Raw genomic sequence first — 22,401 nt, forward strand, 5'->3', positions numbered from 1 at the left:
GAGCCCAGAGGGAAGGACGAGGTCCCGTGACGCCGTACAAGCCCCTACGCCTCCTCCCCGCCGCACTCGTCGCCGCAGCGCTCGCCACCGGCGCGTGCAGTACGCACACGGAACCGGACGGCGGCGACACCACGTCCCCGGCGGGCCGGACGGCGGCCCACACCGACGTGCTGTTCATCGGCGCCCACCCGGACGACGAGTTCCAGTCCCTCGCGACCTTCGGACAGTGGAGCGAGCGGCAGGGGCTGAGCACGGGCGTCGTCACCATCACCCGCGGCGAAGGCGGCGGGAACGCCGCCGGCCCCGAGGAGGGCCCCGCGCTCGGCCTCATCCGCGAACGCGAGGAACGCGCCGCCGTCGCACACGTCGGCATCCGCAACGTCTTCTACCTCGACAAGCCGGACTTCTGGTACACGCTCTCGGCACCCCTGACCGCCAAGGCCTGGAACCGCACCCCCCGACAGCCGACGGACACCCTCGCCCGGCTCGTCCGCCTGATCCGGGCGACCACCCCCAGGACCGTGGTCACCATGGACCCGCGCCCGTTCAACCAGCACGGCGGCCACCAGGAGGCCGGCCGCCTGGCCGTCGAGGCCTTCCGCCTGGCCGGCGACCCGACGGCATTCCCCGAACAGATCACCAAGGAGAAGCGCGCCCCCTGGAAGGCCTCGCAACTCCTCGCCCAGAGCTGGAAGTTCGACGGACCGGTGGGGGAGCAGTGCGCCGCACGGCGGGCCACCGACCCGCACACCGGGCTGCCGGTCCTCGGCGTGTGGCCCGGAGCACGCTCCCGCGACCACGGGAAGACGTGGGCACAGGTGGAACGGGACGCCGCCCGTACCTACGTCACCCAGGGCTTCGGCGCCCTCCCGCCCACCGTCGACACCCCCGCGGACCGCCTCCCCTGCGAGTGGTTCACCGTCCTGGCCGAGAACGGCAGACCCGTCACCGCCCCGGTGCACCCCCAGTCCGGACTGCGCCCGCTGTACGCCGAGTTCCGCGACTGGGCGCAGAAGGCGCACATGCCGTGGCTGGCCGACGACGCCCAGCCCGCCTACCCGCCCGCCCCCGCCACCACGGTCCCCGAAGTCGCCGAGGCCCCGGTCGTCGACGGCGCGGCGGGCCCGGGCGAATACCCCGGCGAAACGCTCCGCCTCAGATACTGGGAGGGCAAGGAGTGCACCCCCGACGACTGCTCGGCGGACGCCCGCCTCGCCCGCCACGGCGACGACCTGTACGTCCTCGTCCATGTCACCGACGACAAGAAGGGCGCCGCACTCGACGCCCGCAACGACTGCAAACGCCACTGGCGCACCGACTCCGTCGAGATCGACCTCGACCCCCGGGGCCGCGCCGACGACACCTCGGCCACCTTCAGGACCGGCATCCTGCCCTTCACCGCCCACGGCGGCGGCCCCTGCGCCGAGCGCGACGGCGACAACCACCAGGGCCCGGCGGCCGGCACCGCACCCGGCATGACGGTCGCCTCCACGGTGACCGACCCGTACCACGGCTACACGGTCGAGGCGAAGATCCCGCTCGCCGACCTGCCGGGCCCCGTCGACCCCGCACACCTCACCGCGAACATCCTCGTCTACGACTCCGACACCCAGGACAGGACGGGCAAGTCCCGCCTGGCCTGGTCCCCTTACGGCAGCGCCCAGGCCGACCCCTACGTGTGGGGCACCCTGCACCTCCCCGGCTACACACCACCGCCCGCCCGGCCCGCACCGGCCGCCGAGCTCCCCCTGGACGCGGCGCGCAGCCAGGACTCCCCGGCATCCGTCGCCCAGTCCACCCGCACGGGCGTCCCGCTCGGGGGAGGGGCGCCCTGAGGAGGCCCCAGCCGGTGAACCGGATCGTGCACGGTCCGTCAGATGTTTGCAGCCCGCCCGATACGCATACAGACTCCGTGACCACGATGCCTCCCCGGCTCCCGTGACGCCGGGACGACTTGCACCAGGAGCATGCGATGCTGACCTCGACACACGTACCGGGCGGCCCGGCCTGGCTCGACCTGGGCACACCCGACATGGATGCCGCCGTCGCCTTCTACGGGGGACTGTTCGGATGGGAGTTCCGTTCCGCCGGGCCGGACGCCGGCGGATACGGCTTCCTCCTGAAGGACGGCAAGACCGCCGCCGGCCTCGGTCCGCTGATGGAGGAGGGCGCGCATCCGGCGTGGACGGTGTACTTCCGCACCGAGAACGCCGACGACACCGCCGACGCGGTGCAGCGGGCCGGCGGCTCGGTCCGCTTCCCGCCGATGGACGTCCTCACGGCCGGCCGCATGGCAGGGTTCACCGATCCCGCGGGCGCGGAGTTCGCGGTGTGGCAGCCCGGCGACACCGACGGCCTGGAGGCGGTCAACGACCCCGGCTCCGTCAGCTGGATCGAGCTGTACAGCACCGACGCCGCCGCGGCGACGGACTTCTACCGCAAGGTGTTCGGCTGGGACACCCGCGACCTGGGCATGGGGGAGGGCCTCGGCTACACCATCGCGGGCCCCGCGGGCGGCGGCGAGAAGAGGATGCACGGCGGCCTCATGCAGCTGCCCGAGGAGCACATGCAACGGGGCTCGACCTCCGAGTGGCATCCCTACTTCGAGGTCGAGGACTGCGACACCGCCCTGGCCCGGGCCGAGGAACTGGGCGCCACCACCATCATCCCCGCGATGGACGCCCCGGGCGTGGGCCGCCTGGCCATGGTGCTCGACCCGTTCGGGGCACCGTTCGCAGTGGTCAGGAGCGCGGCCCACTGAGCCGGCCGTTCTGGCCGCACAGGCCCTGACCTACCCGCCCGTCTCCGCCCGCACCTCCTCCGCCGTGGTGTCCCGCAGCCCACCGTCCAGCAGCAGCCAGCGCGTCACGCCGAGCGACTCCAGGAACGGCAGGTCGTGACTGGCCACGACCAGCGCGCCCTCGTACGACTCCAGGGCCGTGGTGAGCCGGCGGACGCTCGCCATGTCGAGGTTGTTCGTCGGCTCGTCGAGCAGCAGGAGCTGCGGGGCGGGCTCGGCCAGCATCAGGGCCGCCAGCGTGGCGCGGAAGCGCTCCCCGCCGGAGAGGGTCCCTGCCTGCTGGTCGGCCCGTTGCCCCTTGAACAGGAAGCGGGCCAGCCGGGCCCGGATGTGGTTCCCGGTCGCCTCGGGCGCGAAGCGCGCGACGTTCTCGGCGATGCTCGACTCCTCGTCGAGCACGTCGAGGCGCTGTGGCAGGAACCGCAGCGGCACATGGACGTCGGCCGTGCCGGAGAGCGGTTCCAGCTCTCCGGCGATCGTGCGCAGCAGCGTCGTCTTGCCCGCGCCGTTGCGCCCGACGAGGGCGATCCGCTCGGGGCCGCGCAGCTCGAACTCGCCCTCGACCCGGGCCCCGTACGTCAGCCGGAGCTCCCGCAGGGTGAGCACGGAGCGGCCCGGCGGCACCGCCGTGGCCGGGAGGTCGATACGGATCACGTCGTCGTCGCGCACGGCGTCCACCGCCTCGTCGAGCCGCTCCTTCGCCTCGGACAGCCTGTCCTCGTGCAGGACGAGATGCTTGCCCGCGGAGACCTGGGCCTGCCGCTTGCGCGCGCCCATGACGATCTTGGGTTCGCGCTTGCTGTCCCACATCTTCTGCCCGTACCGCTTGCGGCGGGCCAGCTTCACGCGGGCGTCGGCCAGTTCGCGCTTCTGCTTGCGCACGTCGGACTCGGCGGTGCGGACCAGCCGTTCGGCCGCCTCCTGTTCGGCGGCGAGCGCCTCCTCGTAGGCCGAGAAGTTGCCCCCGTACCAGGTGATGCCGTCCGCCCGCAGGTCCGCGATCCGGTCGACGCGGTCGAGGAGTTCACGGTCGTGGCTGACCACGACCATGACGCCGGGCCACGCCTCGACGGCCGCGTACAGGCGGCGACGGGCGGACAGGTCGAGGTTGTTGGTGGGTTCGTCGAGCAGGAGCACATCGGGCCGGCGCAGCAGCAGCGCGGCCAGGCGCAGCAGGACCGACTCGCCGCCGGACACCTCGCCGACGGTGCGGTCCAGGCCGATGCGGCCCAGCCCCAGCCCGTCGAGCGTCGCCGTGGCGCGCTCCTCGACGTCCCAGTCGTCGCCGACGGCCGCGAAGTGCTCCTCGCGCACGTCGCCCGCCTCGATGGCGTGCAGCGCGGCGCGCGCTGCGGCGACACCGAGGACCTCGTCGACGCGCAGCGAGGTGTCGAGCGTGGCGTTCTGCGGCAGATAGCCGGTCCCGCCGGCCACGCGCACGGTGCCGTCGGCCGGGGAGAGCTCTCCTGCGATCAGCCTCAACAGGGTGGACTTTCCCGACCCGTTGAGGCCGATGAGCCCGGTCCGGCCGGGGCCGAAGGCCGCCTGGAGGCCGTCGAGGACGGGGGTGCCGTCCGGCCAGGCGTAGGAGAGCGACGTGCAGGTGATGAAGGTGGGGGTTGCTGACATGCGGGCCTCGCGTGGTTGCGTGGGAAGGGTGATCGGGGCAACACGTGGAGACACCGCAGAGGCGACGGCCGTGATCGGCGAGAGAGGGGAACGGGATCCCCGTCACCGGCGGGAGGACGGCTCGATGCGTCGAGGTCGCACACGGAACGCGAGCGGCGGAGCGGGGCCATGACGGCCGGGCAGCGCAGCGGCGCGGTGTCTCAGGACCTCAGACGAGCAACGTCCTTCTCCGATCGACGGCAACAGGGGCGTTACGTAACGTACGGGGGTGCCGGTGGAGCGTCAATCGAATTTCCGCGCCCGCTTCCGGTGGGACAGGCAGTGCCGGACCTTCGCGATCACCAGGCCGATGGTGTTGACGGAGTCGCGGATCAGGTCGTCCCGCTGGTGGACGGAGATCTTCTCGCTGAGGTGGTCGCGGGCTTCGGCGACGAGGTCCCCGACCATGACGAGGACCGTGGCCGTCGTGACCTCCTTGCCGGTCACCGCGCCGATGTCCCAGTGCGCGTGGACTCCCAGTTCCACGACGAGCACGAGGACGATCAGGGCGAACCAGATGCCGGTCTTCTTCAGGAAGGCGACGAGGTTGACGCTGCGCAGCCGCGCGGCGAAGCCGGTGCTGACCAGGAGGATCGCCCCTGCCGCGATGGCCAGGGGCTTCCACGACTGGTGGAAGAGGTCCATCCCCAGGGCCAGGAACACGAGGATCCACGCCGTGCCCTGGACGAGGGCCCGTTCGTCGTAGGCGGGTGCCACGGCCTGCCCGTCCGCTGGTGCCATGGCGCTCCTTCCGGCGGCCGCGCGACCACTGCGGACAGCGTAGGAACGCCCCGGGTGCAACGGAGGCGGGACGGCGTCAGGGGAGCGTCAAGACGGGCGCGCGTGAGCCCTTGTGCGCCGTCAGGGCTCGACGTGCCAGTCGGCTTCGAGGTGCTTGCGGCCGTCGGTTCCGGTGACCACGCGCCAGTGGGCCCGGGGCCGGGGGCGGTTCACCGCAGTGCGAGGGCCGGTCTCGAGCCCCAGGGCCTGGAGGACAGGACTGTCGACGGCACCGGAGGCGATGCGCCGGACGACCTCGTGCCGCGAGACGCGGACACGGAGGCCGACGCGGGGCACGTGGTGGGAGTGGAAGAACGTGAGGAGGGACACGGGATACCACCTCTGTGAAAGAGCATGGCGCGGCCGGGCATTCGAGTGGGCCGGTCGAGGAGGAAGGGCGGACAGTCTGTGGCGCGCGGGGAACGCGGCTACCACATACCGCAGTTCAACGAAGACATACGGATGCGACGCCGAAGGCAACGGGGGCTGCTCCGGATGCGCTGCATGTCTCTCACCTCATCGCCGCCGCGGGGCACACATGGTCCGAACCCGTGAAGACGTCTCACCGACGGGGCACTTGACGTTTCTTCCGTGTTTTCCCGCCGTTGGCAGCGTAGTCGTTCGCCCGCGTGGTGACATGCGCAGAGGTGCGCAATTGATTCGTCCTTGACGTCGGCACGGCACCCGCGACGAAGGACGAACGGCAGGGGGTCCCGGTGGCCCTCTTCGCCTCCGACCTGTGGGCGCAGGGCCCTCAGGCCCCGGCCAGCAGCATCACGCCGACGAACAGCATCGTCGCCGCCATCAGCACGTCGATGACGCGCCAGGCCGACGGCCGGGCGAAGACCCCGCTGAGCAGCCGGGCACCGAAGCCCAGCGCACTGAACCAGCACAGGCTGGCCAGAGCCGCACCGATGCCGAACTCCCAGCGCAGCGGCCCCTTCGCCGCGGCGATCGCACCGAGCAGCAGCACGGTGTCGAGGTAGACGTGCGGGTTGAGCCAGGTCATCGCCAGACAGTTGAGCACGGCACGCCGCCGTGAGCGCACCGACGAGCCCTCCGTGCGCATCGCCGCCTCCGAGGAGCGGTAGGCGCGCACCGCGGCACGCAGCCCGTAGCCGAGCAGGAAGGCGGCGCCGAGCCAGCGCACGGCGGTCATGGCCGGCGGCCAGGCCGTGACCAGGGAGCCGAGGCCGGCGACGCCGAGGGTGATGAGCACGGCGTCCGACAGGGCGCAGATGGCCACCACGGGCACGACCGCGTCGCGCCGGATGCCCTGGCGCAGCACGAAGGCGTTCTGCGCACCGATGGCGACGATCAAGGAGAGTCCGGTGCCGAAGCCCGCGGCTCCGGCGGTGAAAACGTTGTGCATGCCTCGACGCTAAAGATCGACCGGCCGACAGTACAGCTAAAGTTTCTTAGGTATCATTAGCAGCTGTGATGACGAGCCTGCCCCACGACCTGGTCCGCACCCTGCTCACCGTGGTGGACGAGGGCACCTTCGACGCCGCAGCCGCAGCCCTCCACATCACGCCGTCCGCCGTCAGCCAGCGCGTCAAGGCACTGGAACAGCGCACCGGACGCGTACTGCTGATGCGCACCAAACCCGTGCAGCCGACCGAGTCCGGCCAGATCGTCGTGCGCTTCGCCCGCCAGCTCGCCCGCCTCGAGAGCGACGCCCGCGCCGACCTGGGCATGGCCGAGTCCGGCGCACCCGCCCGCCTGACGATCGCCGTGAACTCCGACTCCCTGGCCACCTGGTTCTTCCCGGCACTCACCCGGGTCCCGCACGACCTGCGGATCTACTTCGAACTCCGCCGCGAGGACCAGGAACACACCACCGCCCTGCTGCGCGAGGGCCAGGTCATGGCCGCGGTCACCTCCTCGCCCGACCCCGTGGCCGGCTGCTCCGTACGCGAACTCGGCCGCATGCGCTACCTGGCCGCCGCGAGCCCGGACTTCACCGCCCGACGGCTCGCCGACGCCCCGCTCCACCGGGCGCTTCCCGACGCCCCCGTCATCATGTTCGACCGCCGCGACGACCTCCAGGACGCCTTCGTACGCACCATCGCACGCGGCAAGGACGCGAGCCCGCTGCGCCACTACGTGCCGACGAGCGAGGGCTACGTCGAGGCCGTGGTGGCCGGCATGGGCTGGGGCCTCGTCCCCACCATGCACGCCGCACCGCACCTGCGCGCAGGCACGCTCGTCAACCTCGCCCCGGACCGCCCGGTGGACGTCCCCCTGTACTGGCAGCAGTGGAAGCTCGGCTCCCCGGCCCTCGCCGCAGCCGCGGACGCCGTCGCGGCAGCGGCGGCCGAGGCGCTCACCGGGAAACCGTGAATCCGGCGATGCACGTCCGGTACGGATACCCCACCGGGATCCGGCGAACGTTCGGCGACGGCCCGGTGAACGGGTCCGTGCCGACCGTCACTTGCCTCGCGCGACAGCCCGAAGCTAGGGAAATTCCCAGCTCACGGCGGTGAGACTTGGCGCGGCTGCCACCCCGCACGGCAGCCGGGCCCCGGCGACGGGAGAAACCGCCGGGCCGCCGACCAGAGAACGGGAACCTCGTGTCATCCCTTGAGCGTCAATTCGGATACGGCGTCGCCGCCCTGACCACCACCGCCGTGGTCACGGGCGCGGTGACGCGCATCCGAGGGCTGCGGGAGCGCAGCCGCCGCTACCGGCAGCACCGCCGGTCCGACGGATCCCTGGTGGAGTTCGACCTTCACCTGCCCCGGCACGCCGAACGCGTCGTCCTCTTCGAATCCGGCCTGGGCATGCCCCACGAATACTGGGACCAGGTCTGCTCCGAACTCCCGGACGACGCCGGATACTTGCGCTACAACCGCCCCGGCTACGGCCTGTCCACTCCGGTGCCCCTTTCGCTCGATGCGCACCGCGTCCTGCTCGACGAGCTGCGCAGCACCTACCTCGGCTCGCTGCCCGTCACGCTCGCCGGACACTCACTGGGCGGGTACCTGTGCGCCGCGTATGCCGCCGCGCACCGGGGAACCGATCCGCTGCTGGCCCGGCTCGTGCTGGTCGACTCCACCCACATCGGCCGGCTGCGCGCGTCGGCCGGCACCGAGACCGACCTCTGGCAACGGCAGTTCCTGCTGCTGGAGCAGGTCTGGTCGGCCATGGGTCTGGCCGCGCTCCGTCCGACCGGGAACCAGCGGCGGAGCTATCGCGAGCACGTCAACCGCAGTCATGACGCGTTCATGGCCCACCGGCGGACCTGGGTCACCGCCTACCGCGAATACCGCACCTCGCTGACGCTCCCCGATGTGGACGACGTGGGCGTCCCCCTGGATGTGGTGACCGCCTCCAACCCGCTGAGCAGCGGCAGGCCGCACCTCGTAGCGCAGTCCGAACTCCTGGGCCTGTCCGGGCACTCCCGTCACCATGTGGTGGAGGGCGCCGACCACGTCTCGTTGCTGCAGGAGCATGCCCACGCGGTCCGGTGCGCGGAGGTGATCGGCCGGCCGCCGGCAGCGGAGCCGGCCGAACGGCGCGTCGCCGAACGGGCGGAAGGAGTGCCGCAATGAACTCCGAACGCGTGAAGACGACGGTCGTCACCGGCGGGCTCGCCCTCTGGCTGACCGCGACTGCCGCCGGGCAGCTGCCCGACTTCCGCTTCGACGGACTGCTGCAGCGCGGCAGATGGCGCATCCCCACCCCCAACTGGCGCTTCTTCGGGCCCAACCCCGGCACCAAGGATTCCCATCTGCTGTACCGCGACATCGGCCACGCGGGGCCGGGGGAGTGGGAAGAAGTCCCGGTGGTGGAGGACCGGCCGTGGTACGGGCCGGCGTGGAACGCGCGGAACCGCTGCCCCAAGGCCCTGATCGACGCACTGCAGGGCATCAAGCTCGCCGCCCACGCCCAGCGGGGTGGGACCGACGTCGACAGGCTCGCCGGGAATCCGGCCTACCGATTTCTGGAGCAGTACGTCACCCGGCACCTTCCGCACGAACCGGGTGCCACGGCCACGCAGTTCCTGCTGATGGAATCCTTCCCGGGAACGGGTGACCGGACGGAGTTCGATCCCGTTTTCGCCTCCGAGGAGCTCCCGCTGGGCCGGGCCGTGGCCCGTTGAGCGGCCGGAGCGGCCGACCGGACGCGGCCCGCTCACTCCGGGAATACGCCTCACCGGGTGAGTGAGCGGGCCGCCTTCGGCCGGACGGTCGAAGAGCCGAATCCCATTGCCGACAAAATTCCGAGAAGGAGATATCCCATGTCCGCCATCGCCGAGTTCGCCAACGCCGAACTGACCGACGTCACCCCCGGGCTGATCACCGAGCAGAAGAACGAGGTGCCGGTGCTGGCCGCCCAGCAGGCCAACATCACCTGCCCGGCCGTCGTCCAGCAGTGGCAGCACGCGACCTTCGTCTTCGCCACCGCCTACGGCGAGCACTGACACCCCACCGGCCGCCGGGCGATGCCCGGCGGCCGGTCCCTTCCCCGACCCCGCCACCCCCGAGGAGATGTGCCTGCCGTGTTCCGCCGAGTCCCACCCGAGGTCGCCACCCGGCGGCTCGCCTCCCTGGGCACGCTGGTGTCCTCGCTGGAGCTGCTCAGCCAGTCCAAGAGATTCGCCCAAGGCGAGCTGCTGAGTGCACAGTTGGAGAACCGGTACCCGCAATTCGCCGAGCGCTTCCCCCGCCTGACCCGCGTCCTGAGCTCGCGGACCACGGCCACCGCCCTGTACGCCACGCGTACCGCGGCCTCCGCCGCGACCCTGATGTGGCCGCAGAAGCGCGGCGTCCAGCTGGCCGGCGGCACGGCCCTGGCGGTGACCGGCGCCTTCGCCCCGGTGCGCAATCCCTACGGCGGCGACGGCGCCGACCAACTGCAGCAGGTCATCAATGTCACCCTGGCCGCCACCGCCACCTTCCGGGACCCCGACCGGGCCCGGGACGTGGCCATGCGGATGCTGGCCCTGGAGACCACGCTCTGCTACGTGGCGTCCGGCGTGGTGAAACTGGTGTCCCCGGTGTGGCTCCAGGGCCACGCCTTCGAGCGGATCATCCGCACCCGGCAGTACGGCGACCGGCGTGTCCACCGGCTGGTCCGCAGGTATCCGACGGCCGGGAAGCTCGTCTCATGGGGCACCATCGCCGCCGAGGTCGCCTTTCCGCTGGTGTTCCTCCTTCCCGCCCCCGCAGCACGGGCCTACCTGGGGAGCATGGCCGCCTTCCACGTGGGCATCGGCCAGGTCATGGGGCTCAACCGTTTCGTCCTCGCCTTCGGCGCGACGCACCCGGCCGTCCTCTACGTCATCGGGGAGCGCGACCGGTGCCGCGGAACGGACCGGTGCAGCCGGGCAGGACGGGACTGACCCCCACCGCGTGAGCAGCGCGCAACGCCCGCATCACGCGTGACAGGACGGCAGTCCGCCGTGGTACACGACCATCTCGCGGAACGCGCCGAGGACGTCCAGCGCCGCCCCCGGCGGCAGACCCCGGACCTCGGCATAGGCGCGATGCAGATTGCAGACGAGCCGCTCGGCGTCCAGCAGGTCCGCGAACTCGCCGGGCCCGGCCTCCCTCGCCGCCTCCAACGGGGACAGCCCGCAAGCCGCGCCGTCCTCCGCCAGCCGTTGCAGCCGCCGCAGATACGCGGCGGTCACGTCGAACACCTCGGGACCGGCCACCGGCCCGTGGCCGGTCACGACCGTGGCGGCGCCGAGCGCCCGCAGCCGCTCGACCGCGCGCAACGATCCTTCCACCGAGCCCATCAGGCAGAACGGCGTGGTTCCCGACATGAGGACGTCGCCGCTGAAGAGCACCTGGCGGTCGGGCACCCACGCCACGATGTCGTTCGTGGTGTGGGCCGGGCCGACGTGGAACAGCTCGATGCGCAGCTCTCCGGCGTGCAGGGTGACCGCGTCGCGGAAGGTCAGGCCGGGCGGGGCGAGGCGGGTCTCGCCCCACGGCACGTCCGGCCACAGCCGTTGCAGCCCCAGGCCGGTCTCCAGCATCGCGGTACGGGCGAGTTCGTGCGCGACGACCGTGGCCGCGGGCACGAACAGGCCGTTGCCGAAGACGTGGTCGCCGTGATGGTGGGTGTTGACGAGCACACCGGGGCCCGCGGCGGCGACTTCGGCCACGGCCTCGTGCAGCCGTCGTGCCCGTGCCTGCGTCGCCGCCGTGTCGATGAGCACGGACGCGTCGCCGGACACGACCAGACCGGCGTTGTTCACACACCAGCCGCCGTCCGGCTGGACGTAGGCGAAGACACCGTCGGCCACTTCGCACAGCGCGGGGACCGTCACGCCGTCCCCCGCCCCACGGCGGCCTCCGCGGCCCGCTGTGCGTGGTGCAGCGTGGCGAGACTGTTCGCGCCCAGGGTCCGCCGGATCACGTTCCTCGCCTCGGCGAGGCCGGTGCCCTCGCCGAGGGACGGGCCGATCGCCTCCGGCCGGACGATCACGGTGTGGTGGGCGGTGGCCTCGACCCCCGCAGCCACGGCCCGCAGGGTCCACCTGCCGACGTGCGCGGCCAGGAGATCGGGGAGCCCGGTCTGCTTGTAGACGATGCCGTGGTGCGGGAAGCACAGACGCACCGAACGGGTGGTGTGCACGGATCCGCCCGTCCCGCGGGTGTCCATGTCCACGAACTGCACGTCGGGCGCGGGCTCCTGCAGGGTGACCCGGGCCACGTGGGGGAGCAGCCCCGGCCACCTGTCGGCCCGGTGGAGAAAGGCGTACACCGGCTCGGCAGGGGCGTCCACCACCACGGAGTCGGAGAACGACACCACCAGGTCCTCGAACGCCGTCCCCAGCTCGGCCACGCGCTTCAGCGCTGCCAGCTCGGCCTCGCTGTTGTGGTCGACGGCCCGCCTGATCCACTCGGTGCCGTCGCGGTCGTCGCCCTCGGTGCGGAAGTAGTGCAGGAGCACCACCCTGGTGCCGCCGCTCGGCAGCCGGCTCAGCCGCCACGCCCCGCCCATGGCCTGGACCGGTGCGGGCGACTTCTCCTGCCAGAAGCGGATCCGGTGGCGGTCGGGCTCCAGGGAGCGCCGCGAAGTCCAGCTGCGGACCTCGCCGTTGGCGAACGCCCACAGCCGCAGCCGCTCCTCGGGCCCCGCCGGAGTCAGCCGCTCCACATGGACCGTGGGGGAGAAGACGCAGGGCCAGCGGTCCACGTCGGCGATCAGACCGTAGACGGCGGCAGGCTCCGCCTGCACCGTGACGGTGTGCCGCGTGGTGTGGATCCGGCCGGCCGGCTCGGAACCGCTCATCGTCCGTACCTTCCTTTCCACGTCAGTACGTTCCCAGCCCGCCGCAGACGTTGAGCGCCTGGGCGGTGATCGAGGAAGCGGTGCCGGACACGAGGTAAGTGACGAGACCGGCCACTTCCTCGGGGGTGACGTACCTGCCCTGCGGGATCTTCGCCTCGAGTTTCTCCCGGACCTCCTGCTCGGAGACGTCCCAGTAGTCGGCGTAACCGAGGCGTATCCGCCGGGCCATCGGCGTCTCGACATAGCCCGGACAGACCGCGTTGACGGTGATGCCGGTCCTGGCCAGCTCCAGACCGAGCGCCTTGGTGAACCCCACCACGCCGTGCTTGGAGGCGGAGTAGGGCGCACCCAGGGCCACCCCCTGCTTGCCCGCAGTGGAGGCGATGTTGACGATGCGTCCCTGGCCGGCCGCCAGCATGCCGCCGCTGCGCAGGACTTCACGGGTGACCCGGAAGACGCTGTTGAGGTTGGTGTCGACGACGTCGAGCCACAGGGCCTCGTCGATCTTCGCCGTGTCGCCGCCGCCGTTGCGGCCCGCATTGTTGACGAGGATGTCGATGGTCCCGTACCGCTGGGTCACTCCGTCGACCGTGGCGTGCACCTGATGGGCCGACGTCACGTCGCAGGCGGCCCCGTCGGCCTCGAAGCCCTCCTCGCGCAGTCGTTTGACCATGGCGTACACGTCGTCCGAGGACCGGGCACAGCCGAACACCGCGATGCCCTCGGCCGCCAGGGCCCTGGCGACGGCGAGACCGATGCCGCTCGTCGCGCCCGTGACGAAGGCGACCCGCCGCTCCTTGTCCGTCATGAGACCGCTCCCTCCCGTCCTGTGCAATCGGCGCCGTCCGCACCGGAGTTGGCCTCGTCGAGAAGAGCGCGCGGGGTCGTCGGGCGCCCCGGCCCGTCGTCGGCGAGGGTGATCCCGTGGTCGCGCCGGATACGCGCCGCCGTCTCCAGCAGCGCCAGCGAGTCGTAGCCGAGGTCCGCGAACGGGACGTCGAGGATGTCCCGGTCCAGATCCACCGTCTCGTCCTGGCCGGCGCACTCGCGCAGGATGCGCGTCAGCTCGCCGAGCGTCAGTTCCTTCACACGCTCCTCCTCCCGGGCGGCCGCCGGACGACCACCGCCGCGTTGAACCCGCCGTGCCCCCGGGCGAGGACCACGGCACAACGGATGTCACCCGTGCGGGCCGCACCGGTGACCAGGTCGACGGGGCAGCCGGCGGCAGGCCGGTCCACGTTCGCCGTCGGCGGCACGAGCCCGTCGCGCATGCTCAGCAGGGCCCACGCCACGTCGAGCGCCCCGCTCCCTGCGCACAGCCGCCCCGTCATGCTCTTCGGGACGGTGACCGGAACCGCGCCGGCGCCGAAGACGGCCGCCAGCGCCCCCGCCTCCTGACGGTCCGGCCCCCTGCGGCCCGCACCGTCCGCGAACACCACGTCGACCTGCGACGGCCGCACCCGCGCATCGGCGAGTGCCCCGCGGAGCGCCCGAAGCAGTCCGGTCGGCGCCGGGTCGTCCGGGTCCGGATCGAAGGCGGCCGCATAGCCGGCGACCTCCCCGAGGATCCGGGCACCCCTCCGGTTCGCCGCCACGGCGTCCTCGAGCACCAGGAACGCCCCTCCTTCCCCGGGCAGATGCCCGCAGGCGGCCTCGGCGAAGGGGAGGTAGGCCGCGGACGGGTCCTCGGAGCGGCTGAGCGCCCCGGTGGTGAGCTGCCCGGTCAGCCCCAGCGGACACAGCGCACCGTCCACGCCGCCCGCCACCATCGCCGTGGTACCCCGGCGGATCCGGCGCCGGGCATGGCCGATCACGTCCAGCCCGCCGGCCTGGTCGCAGACCAGCGCGGCGCCCGGGCCGCGCAGGCCGTGACGGATCGACACCTGGCCGGTGTTGACCGCATAGAACCAGGCGAAGGCCTGGTAGACGCTGACGTGCCCGGGTCCCTTGCCCCACAGGTTCTGCAGCTCGCGCTGCCCGAAGGCGAACCCTCCCATGGACGCGGCCGTGGCCACGCCCACCCCGGGCCCCGCACCGGCGGCGGCACCGATCCTGCTGTCCTCCAGGGCGAACGCCGCCGCGGCCAGCGACAGTCTGGTGTTCCGGTCGGTCTGCGGCAGCAGCCGGCCGGGCAGGTGCTGCTCGGCAACGAAGCCCGACACCTCGCCCGCCAGCCGCACCGGATACGGGCCGGTGTCGAAGCGGGTGAGGGGGCCGATGCCGCTGCGGCCGTCGAGCGTCGCCTCCCAACACGCCTCCGTGCCGACGCCGTTCGGGGCGACGATCCCGATGCCGGTCACCACGGTCGTGCGCATGGCGCGGCCCCCTTCGGCCGGGTGAGCACGACCGCGCTCTGGAAGCCGCCGAATCCGCTGCCCACGCTCAGCACGGTGTCGACCCGGCGCTCCCGCGCCCGCAACGGAACGTAGTCGAGGCCGAGTCCGGGATCCGGGACGTGCAGATTCGCCGTGGGCGGAACGACGCCGTGCTCGATGACGCACACACAGGCGACCAGCTCCAGAGCGCCGATGGCACCGAGCGAATGCCCGATCATCGATTTGACGGAACTGACGGGCACGTCATGGGCGTGCGGGCCGAGCGCGCGCTTGAGCGCCGCGGTCTCGTGCGCGTCGTTCTGCCGGGTACCGGAGCCGTGCGCGTTGACGTAACCGACCGCCTCCGGGGCCAGCGACGCCTCGTCCAGCGCGGCCCGGATCGCCTCCGCCATCTCCGCACCGTCCGGCCGGAGCCCGGTCATGTGATGGGCGTTGCACCGCGAGGCGAACCCGGCGAGTTCCGCGTGGATGCGCGCCCCGCGCCTTCTGGCGGCGCGCAGTTCCTCCAGGACGAGCACTGCGGCACCTTCGCCGAGTACCAGTCCGTCGCGCGTGGCGTCGAACGGGCGGCAGGCGTGCCCGGGGTCGTCGTTGCGCGGCGACGTCGCCTTGATCGCGTCGAAGGACGCCAGGGTGATCGGGGAGATCGGTGCGTCCGACGCTCCCGCGACGACGATGTCGGCGCTGCCGTCACGGATGAGGTCCATTGCGTGGCCGACCGCGTCCAGCCCGGACGTGCACCCGTCGGACACCAGGGCCACCGGCCCCTGCGCGCCGACGAGGCGCGCCACCTCGGCGGCCATCGAAGCGGGCACGTAGTGCTCGTACAGGCCCGGGGCCGCACGGGACGGGTCGACCAGCCAGCGGCGCCCGTCGTCGCTGAGTGCCCGGTAGCCGGCCTCCATGCTCGTGGTGCACCCGACCGCGCTGCCCAGCGACACCGCGATCCGCTCCGGCGCCGCCCTCGTGAGGTCCAGGCCGCTGCCTGCGACGGCCTCGCGCGCCGCCACGACCGCGAACTGGGTGGCACGGTCCCACTTGCGGACCTGAGAGGGCGTCAGCCCCTCTGCCTCTGCGTCGAAATCGCACTCCGCGGCGATGCGCGAGCGGAAGGCGGACGCATCGAACGCCCTGATCGTCCGCGTCGCCGTGCGCCCATGGACCAGCAGGTCCCAGTAGTTCTTCACGCCGATGCCGCCGGGAGCCACCGCCCCCATGCCGGTGATGACGATGCGCCGTTCCACGGTGCTAGGCCAGGTCGTCACGGCTGATGCACCGTTCCCGTACCAGCCAGCGTCCGTCGCGCCGGACGAGGACGTCCTCGCACACCGTGCTCCGGTGCGGCCTCGGCTCCCCGCCGTGGGGTATCTCGAAGACCAGGGCGAGCGACCGCGCCCGCACCGTGCCGTGGCCGTCGGTGTCGAGGAACAGCTGCCCCAGCCAGTGGCGGTGACGCAGTCCGCGGGCGGTGCGTTCGTCGAGCGCCCTGCGCGTCGCGACGGCGATGTCCGAGCGGCCCTGCACCGGCGGTGCCGCGCCGGTCACGCTGAAGACGCCGTCCTCGGTGAACGTTCCCGCCCACCTCTCGGCCTCGCCGTCGTCCAGCAGTTGCATCTGCCGGGCGTAGAAGCTGGCGATCTGCCGGTACAGATCGATGGTCGATGGAGTCATGTCCGTCTCCTATGCCCTCAGACCCAGTGCTCCGTCGACCGTGACGACCTGGCCGTGTATCCAGTGCGCCTCCGGGGCGCACAACAGGGCGACCGCATCGGCCACATCCGCCGGTCTGGTCAGCCGGCCCGCCGGGGTCCGCGCGGCCAGCAGGGCCGCCGTCTGCCGGTCGGCCGTGTCCGCACCCTTGTCCAGCATCGAGGTGGAGACCACGTTGACCGCGATGCCCCGGCCCGCCAGTTCGACGGCGAGGTAGCGGGCCATGCTCTCCAGCGCGGCCTTGGCCACCCCCACGCCGACGTAGCCGGGCACGACCCTGGCCGCCCCGTTGCTGGAGATCAGCACGATCTTGCCGCCGTCGGGCATCAGCTGCGTCAGCGCCGCCGTGCCGTACAGCAGCGGGTTGAGCGCCAGAGCCTGTGCCGCGGCGAAGGCCGCAAGGTCGGCCGCGACCGCCGACATCGGCCGGAAGACCGCCGCGTTGTGCACCAGGACGTCGAGCCGGCCGCGCCGCTCGCGTACCGTGTCGAGCAGCAGGGCGAAGCCGTCGGGGTCGGCGACGTCGGCCTTGACCGGTGTCACGCCTCCCGGCAGCGAGGCCAGCTCCTGCACCGCGGCGCGGGCATCGGCGTCGGACTCCGCATAGTTGAGGTGGACGTGAGCGCCGCCGGCGCAGAGCTTGCGGGCGACCGCGAGGCCCAGCCCTCTGCTCGCCCCGGTGACCGCCGCGACCTTCCCCTCGAGACCCAGCGTGCTGGTCGTCATGCGACATCCCCTTCCTTGTGTGGAACGGTGATCAAAACTGCTGCGAACGGCCCCCGTTGACGACGAGCGTCTGGCCCTGCAGCGGGGAACTGGCGCCGGACGCCAAGTACGCCGCGATGTCGGCCACCTGCTGCGGCGTGCTGACCGCCACGCCGTCCGGCAGCTGCCACGGCGGGGCGTCGCCGGGGTCCGCGACGGGCCCCGGGGCGACGGAGTTCACCGCCACACCGTGCGGTTCGAGCTCCTTCGCCAGGGCCAGCGTCAGCCCCAGCACACCGGCCTTGGCCGCACACACATGGGCCGCACCGGTGCGTCCCCGCAACCCGCCCAGGGCGGAGAAGAGCACCACCCTGGCTGCGCCGTGCGCGGACAGCAGCGGGAGCAGCTCCCTCACCAGCAGGAAGGGCCCGATCAGGTCGGTCTCGACGACCCGGCGGAACTCTCCGGCCGACAGGGCGGTGACGGGGACCGGAGTTCCCGCGTACGCGGTCGTGCAGACCACCAGCGCGCGCAGCGCCGTCACGCCCCGGTCCTCCAGCCGGTGCCGCAGGCCCGTGAGTTGCCCGCTGTCGGTGATCTCGGCGGTCTCCGCGAGGACCCGGACCTGGTGCTGCTCGCTCAGCTTCGGCGCGAGCAGTCCGGCGGCGGGCGTGCGCCCGCTGTCGTGGACCACCACATCGGCCCCCTGCCGCGCGAACGTCTCGGCGGCCACGGCCCCGATACGTCCGGTGGCACCGGCGAGGAACACCCAGCCGCCGGACGGTGCGGTATCCGGCGCGGGGCCGTGGTCAGAGCGCGCCATGCTCGACCACGGCCTCGCACAGGTGCGGCTCCGGGCGTGCCACCCTGGCCAGTTCACCGATGTGCGCCTGAAACTCCGCGCCCCGTATCACGCGGCGGTGGGACTCGGCGTCGGTCCACTCGGCGATGTTGATGTAGACCTTCGGGTCGTCCAGCGAGCGCACCAGCCGGAAGCCGACGAAGCCGGGCTGGTTGCGCATGAAGTGTGCACTGTCCAGCCAGACCTTCTCGAATTCCGCGCAATCGCCGTGCACGACGAACTTGTTGACCATGGTGACCATGCTCGGAACCTCCGGGGGTGCAGTACGGTCGCGGAGCCGGTGGAGCACACGGCTGCGTGCTTCGGCGCGGGAGACCTTGCCGGTGACGGACCGGGGGATCTCGGGGACGATGTCGAAGTCCTGGATGTGGCAGTGGCGGAGCAGTTGCCGGTTCGCCGCCGCCACCGCATCCCGCAGTCCGGTGTCGGACGGCTGTGCGGCGCTCGGCACGATCAGGGCGTGGGCGGCCGGGGTCCCGGCCGCGTCGGGCACGCCGACGACGCAGCAGTCCTGCACCTCCGGGCGTTCCGCCAGCACGCCCTCGACGGCGGCCGGGGAGACCAGGTGGCCTTCGCGGGTGAAGACGTCCTCGGTACGGCCGAGGAGGAACAGGGCGCCCTCCGCGTCGATCCGGCCGACGTCGCCGGTGTCCAGCCAGCCGTCCGGGCCGACGCCGGTGCCCTGGTCCCCGCCGAGGTAGCCGCGCATGACCTGGGGCCCGCGGACCTGGACCTCGCCGGCTGCGTCCGGGCCCAGGATCCGGCGGGTGGACAGGTCCACCACCCGGCACTCCGTGTCGCCCACCGGGCGGCCCACCGAACCTGCCTTCGGGGCGGAGGGGTTGTCCGAGTGCGTCAGCGGGGAGGCCTCGGTCAGGCCGTAGCCCTGGACGACCGGCACACCGAGACGGGTGCCGAGCGCGACGGCCGCCGAGGGGGGCAACGGCGCGGCCCCCGAGGCGATGACCTGCAGTGTCGGAACCCGCAGGGTCTGTATGCGGCTGTCGTCGGCGAGCCGTGTCAGCCTCGTGGGCAGGCTGTAGAAGTGCGTCGCACCATGGCGGGCGGCCGTCTCCAGCGCCGCCACCGGGTCCGGCGTGGTGCACAGGACCTGGGTCGCTCCCGCGGAGACCGCCGAGTTCAGGTGCATCGGGTGGTAGGCGGGCAGATGGTTGGCCATGACCGCTTCGGGCGACAGCCCGTGGGCCCAGGCCGTCTGCAGAGCGTTGGCCGTGAGATTGCGGTGACTGAGCATCACGGCCTTGGCCGTCCCGGTGGTGCCGCTGGTGAACTGCACACAGGCGACGTCGTCCGGAGCGGCCGTGAAGAAGTGCTCGTCGTCCCCGGCGGGGTCCACGACGGCGGTCAGTTCGTCCACCGTCGGCAGCGGGCCGTCGGCCTTCGGCTCCGACAGTACGAGGTGGCGCAGTTCGGGCAGTTCTCCTGCGACGTCCTGCAGGTGGCGCGCCATGTCGGCGGTCACCACGGCGGCCTGCGCCCGCACGGTGGACAGCATGCGCACCACGGTCTGCGGCGGCAGGTGGGGATTGAGGACGGCCGCGATGCTCCCGGCGCGCAAGGTGCCGTAGTAGCAGACCGCGAAGCAGGGATCCAGGACGGAGCTGACGGCGATCACCGAGCCGTGTTCCAGGCCCAGGACGTCGCGTACCACGGCGGCCCACCGGCCGGCCCGGGCATTCAGCACACCGAAGCTCACCGATTGCGCTGGTGCAATGACTGCCGGACGGTCGGCATCGGACGACGCGGCAGCCGAAAGAAGGCCGTCCAGCGTGGATTCGGGGTAGTGGGGCATGTCCTCACTGTGCCCCGCCGGCCTGGAACGGGAATGAAAGGGAGCTGAAGCCCTTTCGGTCGTCGCTCAATCCCCGCCAAAGATCCCGGGGTTAGCCTCCGTGCGGCAGTGCCGTATCGCGATGAGGAAGAGGAGGAAAACGTGTCCTACCGGGTGAGCCAGGGAGAGCCGGCCGCTGACGACGGCCTTATACGGGCGGAAATCGAGGAGTTCTACACACAGCAGATGCACATCATCGACTGCGGCCGGGTCGACGAATGGGCGGAGACCTTCGCCGAGGACAGCATCTTCACCACGAATGCCCACGACCGTCCCACGGTCGGTCGGGCGGCCATCAGGGAGGCCGTACAGGCCGGAACGGCCGAACTGATCGAGGCCAAGGTGGTCCGCCGGCACTGGACGGGCATGCTGACGGTGACACCGTCGGACGACGGCAGCGTGCGCACGCGCTTCTACGCCCTGGTCCTGCACACGCAGGACGGCCGGACCGTGACGCACGGCAGTGCCGTCGTCGAGGACGAGCTGGGCCGCTGCGGCGGCACCTGGTCGGTGCGCCGCCGCAATGTCATCAGGGACGACATCTGAGAGGGCCGACAGCAGGGGGTGCGGTGCTCCACGGGTACCGCACCCCGCCGGGGTGCACTCAGCGCACGGGGGACGAGGTGCCTGTCCGGCCGGCCACGTCGAGGGCGGTACTGGAGTTGAGCATGGCGTGGTGCAGCCGGGCCAGCTCGGCACCGGGTTCCAGGCCCAGTTCCTCGACGAGCGCGCGGCGCAGGTCGTGGAAGACGGACAAGGCCTTCCACCGCTGCCCGCAGCGGTACAGCGCGAGCATGAACTGGGCGTGCAGGTTCTCGCTGAGGGGCTGTTCCGCGGTCAGCGCCATGAGTTCGTCGAGCACGGCATGGTGCCGGCCGAGGTGCAGATCGGCTTCGATGCGTTGCTCCAGCACGCTCATGCGGCGTTGGTCCAGGCAGCGTGCGTGCAGCTCCAGCAGCCGGCCGCGTTGCACGTCGGCCAGCGCGGGCCCGCGCCACAGGCCGAGCGCCGAGGCCAACTCGGCTGCTGCGCTGTCGTACTGCCCGGCCAGCAGGGCGTCCGTGCCCCGCTTCGCGCTCCGGTTGAAGACGTCCAGGTCGGTCTCGTCCTGCTGCACTCTGAGCAGGTATCCGCCGAACCGTGTCGAGAGGATCTGCTTGGCGTCGGTGCCCGGTGCCGAGGAATCCGCGAGCGAACAGATCAGCTTCCGCAGCTGGACGACGTAGCTCTGCAGTGTGTTGACGGCACAACGCGGTGGTTCGTCCGCCCATATTTCCTGGGCCAGTTCCGTCGTCGGCACGACGGTGTTGGCGCGGAGCACGAGGAGAGCCAGCAGTGTTCGCGGTTTCACAGCACTCGGCGCCAGCGAAGTCGTATCCGAATCCATGGCCAACGGCCCCAGGATGCAGAACTTCATATGCCCCCTCCTTCGGAAAAGGCCTGCGACGAGCGACAATTCGACAGTGATAGCACCGGCCATGATCCCGAGCCAGGCTACGGAACGGTCATGTCACGTTCCTAACGTGCCGTCAGCCCGGGAACCAGGGATCCCCGAATTCCGCGGTCAGGTGTTCGGTGGAATGCGGCAGCTTTTCGACTCCTGCGGCCGCGAACCGAATTGCGGGGGAGTGGAGGGGAATGCCTGGAGCCGATCAGTCCTCCGCCGTCCCGGTGGGCCCCGCCGTGCCGAACGCCCTCCCGACCCGGTCGGCCAGGGTCACCGCGACCAGCCGGGCGGCCGGCGGGGGCGTGGCTCCGGGGGTGGGGCGGAGCATGAACCGGCCGTGATAGCGGCCGTGGTGGAAGACCCGCAGCTCCACTTCCTCGTCCGGCAGTCCGTTGCGGTCCACGTCCCACTTCCGGTGCCCCCGGCTGACGGTACCGTCCTTCTCCAGCCGCGGCGGGTGCCCGATGAGGGTGCCGTACTCGAACCGGCAGCCGCGCAGGGAGAGAAGGCCCACCAACTGCCGGGTGACGTGGTCGACGACCGTGTCGGGAGCGGCGGAGCCCTCGGCCAGGCGGGCGGTGTGGTGGATCTGTGCCAGGTAGTCGTCGTCGGTGATGGCGATCACCTTCAGCTTCCGCGCCCGCGCGGCGAGCTGCGAGACGGCGATGCCCACGACCAGGAGCAGCACGGCCGTGGTGACGTCGGAGCCCCGGGAGATGGTGAGCTGCTCGTAGGGGCGGGTGAGGAAGAAGTCGAACCACACGGCCGCGGACAGCGCCGCCAGAGCACCGGCCAGGCGGTTCCCCAGGACGGCCACGGCCACCACGGCGACGACCAGTACCAGCGCGGCGTTGGTGTTGGACATCCCCGTCCGGAACGGCACGAGCGCCGCGCACACGGCCAGGGGCACCACGACGGCGGCCACCGCGGTCACCCGGTCCCGCGAGAGGTACCGAAGCATGAGGCTCACCTCCACGTCCGGTGCAACGC

General features: G+C 71.9%; 24 protein-coding genes. 8 read left to right on the forward strand and 16 right to left on the reverse strand.

Annotated elements, in window-relative coordinates:
- Positions 1-26: 26 nt before the first annotated feature.
- Positions 27-1,835 carry a sugar-binding protein gene (locus ACLHRZ_RS41455; RefSeq protein ID WP_490423799.1) on the forward strand — a complete coding sequence of 603 codons (1,809 nt, stop codon included), beginning with the start codon at positions 27-29 and terminating at the stop codon, positions 1,833-1,835.
- A 137-nt stretch (positions 1,836-1,972) separates the two neighbouring features.
- Positions 1,973-2,761, forward strand: a complete 789-nt coding sequence (locus ACLHRZ_RS41460) for a VOC family protein (RefSeq protein ID WP_490423800.1) — start codon at positions 1,973-1,975, stop codon at positions 2,759-2,761.
- A 30-nt stretch (positions 2,762-2,791) separates the two neighbouring features.
- On the opposite strand, the gene ACLHRZ_RS41465 is transcribed toward ACLHRZ_RS41460, so the two are convergent.
- From ACLHRZ_RS41465 to ACLHRZ_RS41480, 4 genes are all read right to left on the reverse strand, one after another.
- A complete protein-coding gene (locus tag ACLHRZ_RS41465; RefSeq protein ID WP_490423801.1) occupies positions 2,792-4,429 on the reverse strand; it encodes an ABC-F family ATP-binding cassette domain-containing protein in 1,638 nt (545 codons plus the stop codon).
- 282 nt (positions 4,430-4,711) lie between these two features.
- The gene (locus ACLHRZ_RS41470; RefSeq protein WP_490423802.1) at positions 4,712-5,209 is read right to left on the reverse strand and encodes a hypothetical protein; all 498 of its coding nucleotides are present in this window, start codon (positions 5,207-5,209) and stop codon (positions 4,712-4,714) included.
- Positions 5,210-5,329: 120 nt separating this feature from the next.
- Complete coding sequence (locus ACLHRZ_RS41475) at positions 5,330-5,578, reverse strand: hypothetical protein (protein ID WP_490423803.1); 249 nt, start codon at positions 5,576-5,578, stop codon at positions 5,330-5,332.
- Between the two features lie 424 nt (positions 5,579-6,002).
- Entirely contained in the window at positions 6,003-6,620 is a 618-nt protein-coding gene (locus tag ACLHRZ_RS41480) for a LysE/ArgO family amino acid transporter (RefSeq protein WP_490423804.1), read from the reverse strand.
- Between the two features lie 68 nt (positions 6,621-6,688).
- On the opposite strand from ACLHRZ_RS41480, the gene ACLHRZ_RS41485 reads away from it, so the two are divergent.
- The 5 genes from ACLHRZ_RS41485 to ACLHRZ_RS41505 all read left to right on the forward strand — a co-directional run bounded on the left by ACLHRZ_RS41485 (position 6,689) and on the right by ACLHRZ_RS41505 (position 10,595).
- Entirely contained in the window at positions 6,689-7,591 is a 903-nt protein-coding gene (locus tag ACLHRZ_RS41485) for a LysR family transcriptional regulator ArgP (protein ID WP_490423805.1), read from the forward strand.
- A gap of 230 nt (positions 7,592-7,821) precedes the next feature.
- A complete protein-coding gene (locus ACLHRZ_RS41490; RefSeq protein WP_490423806.1) occupies positions 7,822-8,802 on the forward strand; it encodes an alpha/beta hydrolase in 981 nt (326 codons plus the stop codon).
- Entirely contained in the window at positions 8,799-9,353 is a 555-nt protein-coding gene (locus ACLHRZ_RS41495; protein WP_490423807.1) for a hypothetical protein, read from the forward strand. Before ACLHRZ_RS41490 ends, ACLHRZ_RS41495 begins: the two co-directional genes overlap by 4 nt.
- 138 nt (positions 9,354-9,491) lie before the next feature.
- On the forward strand, positions 9,492-9,674 hold the full coding sequence (locus tag ACLHRZ_RS41500) for a hypothetical protein (protein WP_490423808.1): 183 nt from the start codon (positions 9,492-9,494) through the stop codon (positions 9,672-9,674).
- A 78-nt stretch (positions 9,675-9,752) separates the two neighbouring features.
- Positions 9,753-10,595 (forward strand): HTTM domain-containing protein, encoded by an 843-nt coding sequence (locus ACLHRZ_RS41505; protein WP_490423809.1) that lies wholly within the window; start codon positions 9,753-9,755, stop codon positions 10,593-10,595.
- A 33-nt stretch (positions 10,596-10,628) separates the two neighbouring features.
- Here ACLHRZ_RS41505 and ACLHRZ_RS41510 read toward each other — a convergent pair whose 3' ends face one another.
- The 10 genes from ACLHRZ_RS41510 to ACLHRZ_RS41555 are packed head-to-tail and all read right to left on the reverse strand — an operon-like array spanning position 10,629 to position 19,925.
- Positions 10,629-11,531 carry an MBL fold metallo-hydrolase gene (locus tag ACLHRZ_RS41510; protein WP_490423810.1) on the reverse strand — a complete coding sequence of 301 codons (903 nt, stop codon included), beginning with the start codon at positions 11,529-11,531 and terminating at the stop codon, positions 10,629-10,631.
- Complete coding sequence (locus tag ACLHRZ_RS41515) at positions 11,528-12,499, reverse strand: aromatase/cyclase (RefSeq protein ID WP_490423811.1); 972 nt, start codon at positions 12,497-12,499, stop codon at positions 11,528-11,530. The genes ACLHRZ_RS41510 and ACLHRZ_RS41515 overlap by 4 nt, the downstream gene beginning before the upstream one ends.
- A 22-nt stretch (positions 12,500-12,521) precedes the next feature.
- Entirely contained in the window at positions 12,522-13,307 is a 786-nt protein-coding gene (locus ACLHRZ_RS41520; protein WP_490423812.1) for an SDR family NAD(P)-dependent oxidoreductase, read from the reverse strand.
- Positions 13,304-13,588: an acyl carrier protein gene (locus ACLHRZ_RS41525; protein WP_490423813.1), complete on the reverse strand. Its 285-nt coding sequence runs from the start codon at positions 13,586-13,588 to the stop codon at positions 13,304-13,306. The genes ACLHRZ_RS41520 and ACLHRZ_RS41525 overlap by 4 nt, the downstream gene beginning before the upstream one ends.
- Positions 13,585-14,814, reverse strand: coding sequence for a ketosynthase chain-length factor (locus tag ACLHRZ_RS41530; RefSeq protein WP_490423814.1), 1,230 nt, complete (start codon positions 14,812-14,814; stop codon positions 13,585-13,587). Before ACLHRZ_RS41530 ends, ACLHRZ_RS41525 begins: the two co-directional genes overlap by 4 nt.
- On the reverse strand, positions 14,796-16,100 hold the full coding sequence (locus ACLHRZ_RS41535) for a beta-ketoacyl-[acyl-carrier-protein] synthase family protein (RefSeq protein WP_490423815.1): 1,305 nt from the start codon (positions 16,098-16,100) through the stop codon (positions 14,796-14,798). Before ACLHRZ_RS41535 ends, ACLHRZ_RS41530 begins: the two co-directional genes overlap by 19 nt.
- Positions 16,084-16,506: a nuclear transport factor 2 family protein gene (locus tag ACLHRZ_RS41540; RefSeq protein ID WP_490423816.1), complete on the reverse strand. Its 423-nt coding sequence runs from the start codon at positions 16,504-16,506 to the stop codon at positions 16,084-16,086. The genes ACLHRZ_RS41535 and ACLHRZ_RS41540 overlap by 17 nt, the downstream gene beginning before the upstream one ends.
- 9 nt (positions 16,507-16,515) lie before the next feature.
- Positions 16,516-17,271 (reverse strand): SDR family oxidoreductase, encoded by a 756-nt coding sequence (locus ACLHRZ_RS41545; RefSeq protein WP_490423817.1) that lies wholly within the window; start codon positions 17,269-17,271, stop codon positions 16,516-16,518.
- 31 nt (positions 17,272-17,302) lie between these two features.
- Positions 17,303-18,073, reverse strand: a complete 771-nt coding sequence (locus tag ACLHRZ_RS41550) for an SDR family NAD(P)-dependent oxidoreductase (protein ID WP_490423818.1) — start codon at positions 18,071-18,073, stop codon at positions 17,303-17,305.
- Complete coding sequence (locus tag ACLHRZ_RS41555; protein WP_490423819.1) at positions 18,060-19,925, reverse strand: AMP-binding protein; 1,866 nt, start codon at positions 19,923-19,925, stop codon at positions 18,060-18,062. The genes ACLHRZ_RS41550 and ACLHRZ_RS41555 overlap by 14 nt, the downstream gene beginning before the upstream one ends.
- A gap of 141 nt (positions 19,926-20,066) precedes the next feature.
- Here ACLHRZ_RS41555 and ACLHRZ_RS41560 point away from each other — a divergent pair, with 141 nt between their 5' ends.
- Complete coding sequence (locus tag ACLHRZ_RS41560; protein ID WP_490423820.1) at positions 20,067-20,510, forward strand: nuclear transport factor 2 family protein; 444 nt, start codon at positions 20,067-20,069, stop codon at positions 20,508-20,510.
- 58 nt (positions 20,511-20,568) lie between these two features.
- On the opposite strand, the gene ACLHRZ_RS41565 is transcribed toward ACLHRZ_RS41560, so the two are convergent.
- Positions 20,569-21,381, reverse strand: coding sequence for an AfsR/SARP family transcriptional regulator (locus tag ACLHRZ_RS41565; RefSeq protein ID WP_490423821.1), 813 nt, complete (start codon positions 21,379-21,381; stop codon positions 20,569-20,571).
- Positions 21,382-21,616: 235 nt separating this feature from the next.
- Positions 21,617-22,372 (reverse strand): DUF4118 domain-containing protein, encoded by a 756-nt coding sequence (locus ACLHRZ_RS41570; RefSeq protein WP_490423822.1) that lies wholly within the window; start codon positions 22,370-22,372, stop codon positions 21,617-21,619.
- Positions 22,373-22,401: the final 29 nt, after the last annotated feature.

It is taken from the genome of Streptomyces sp. AM25 (genome assembly GCF_058146165.1).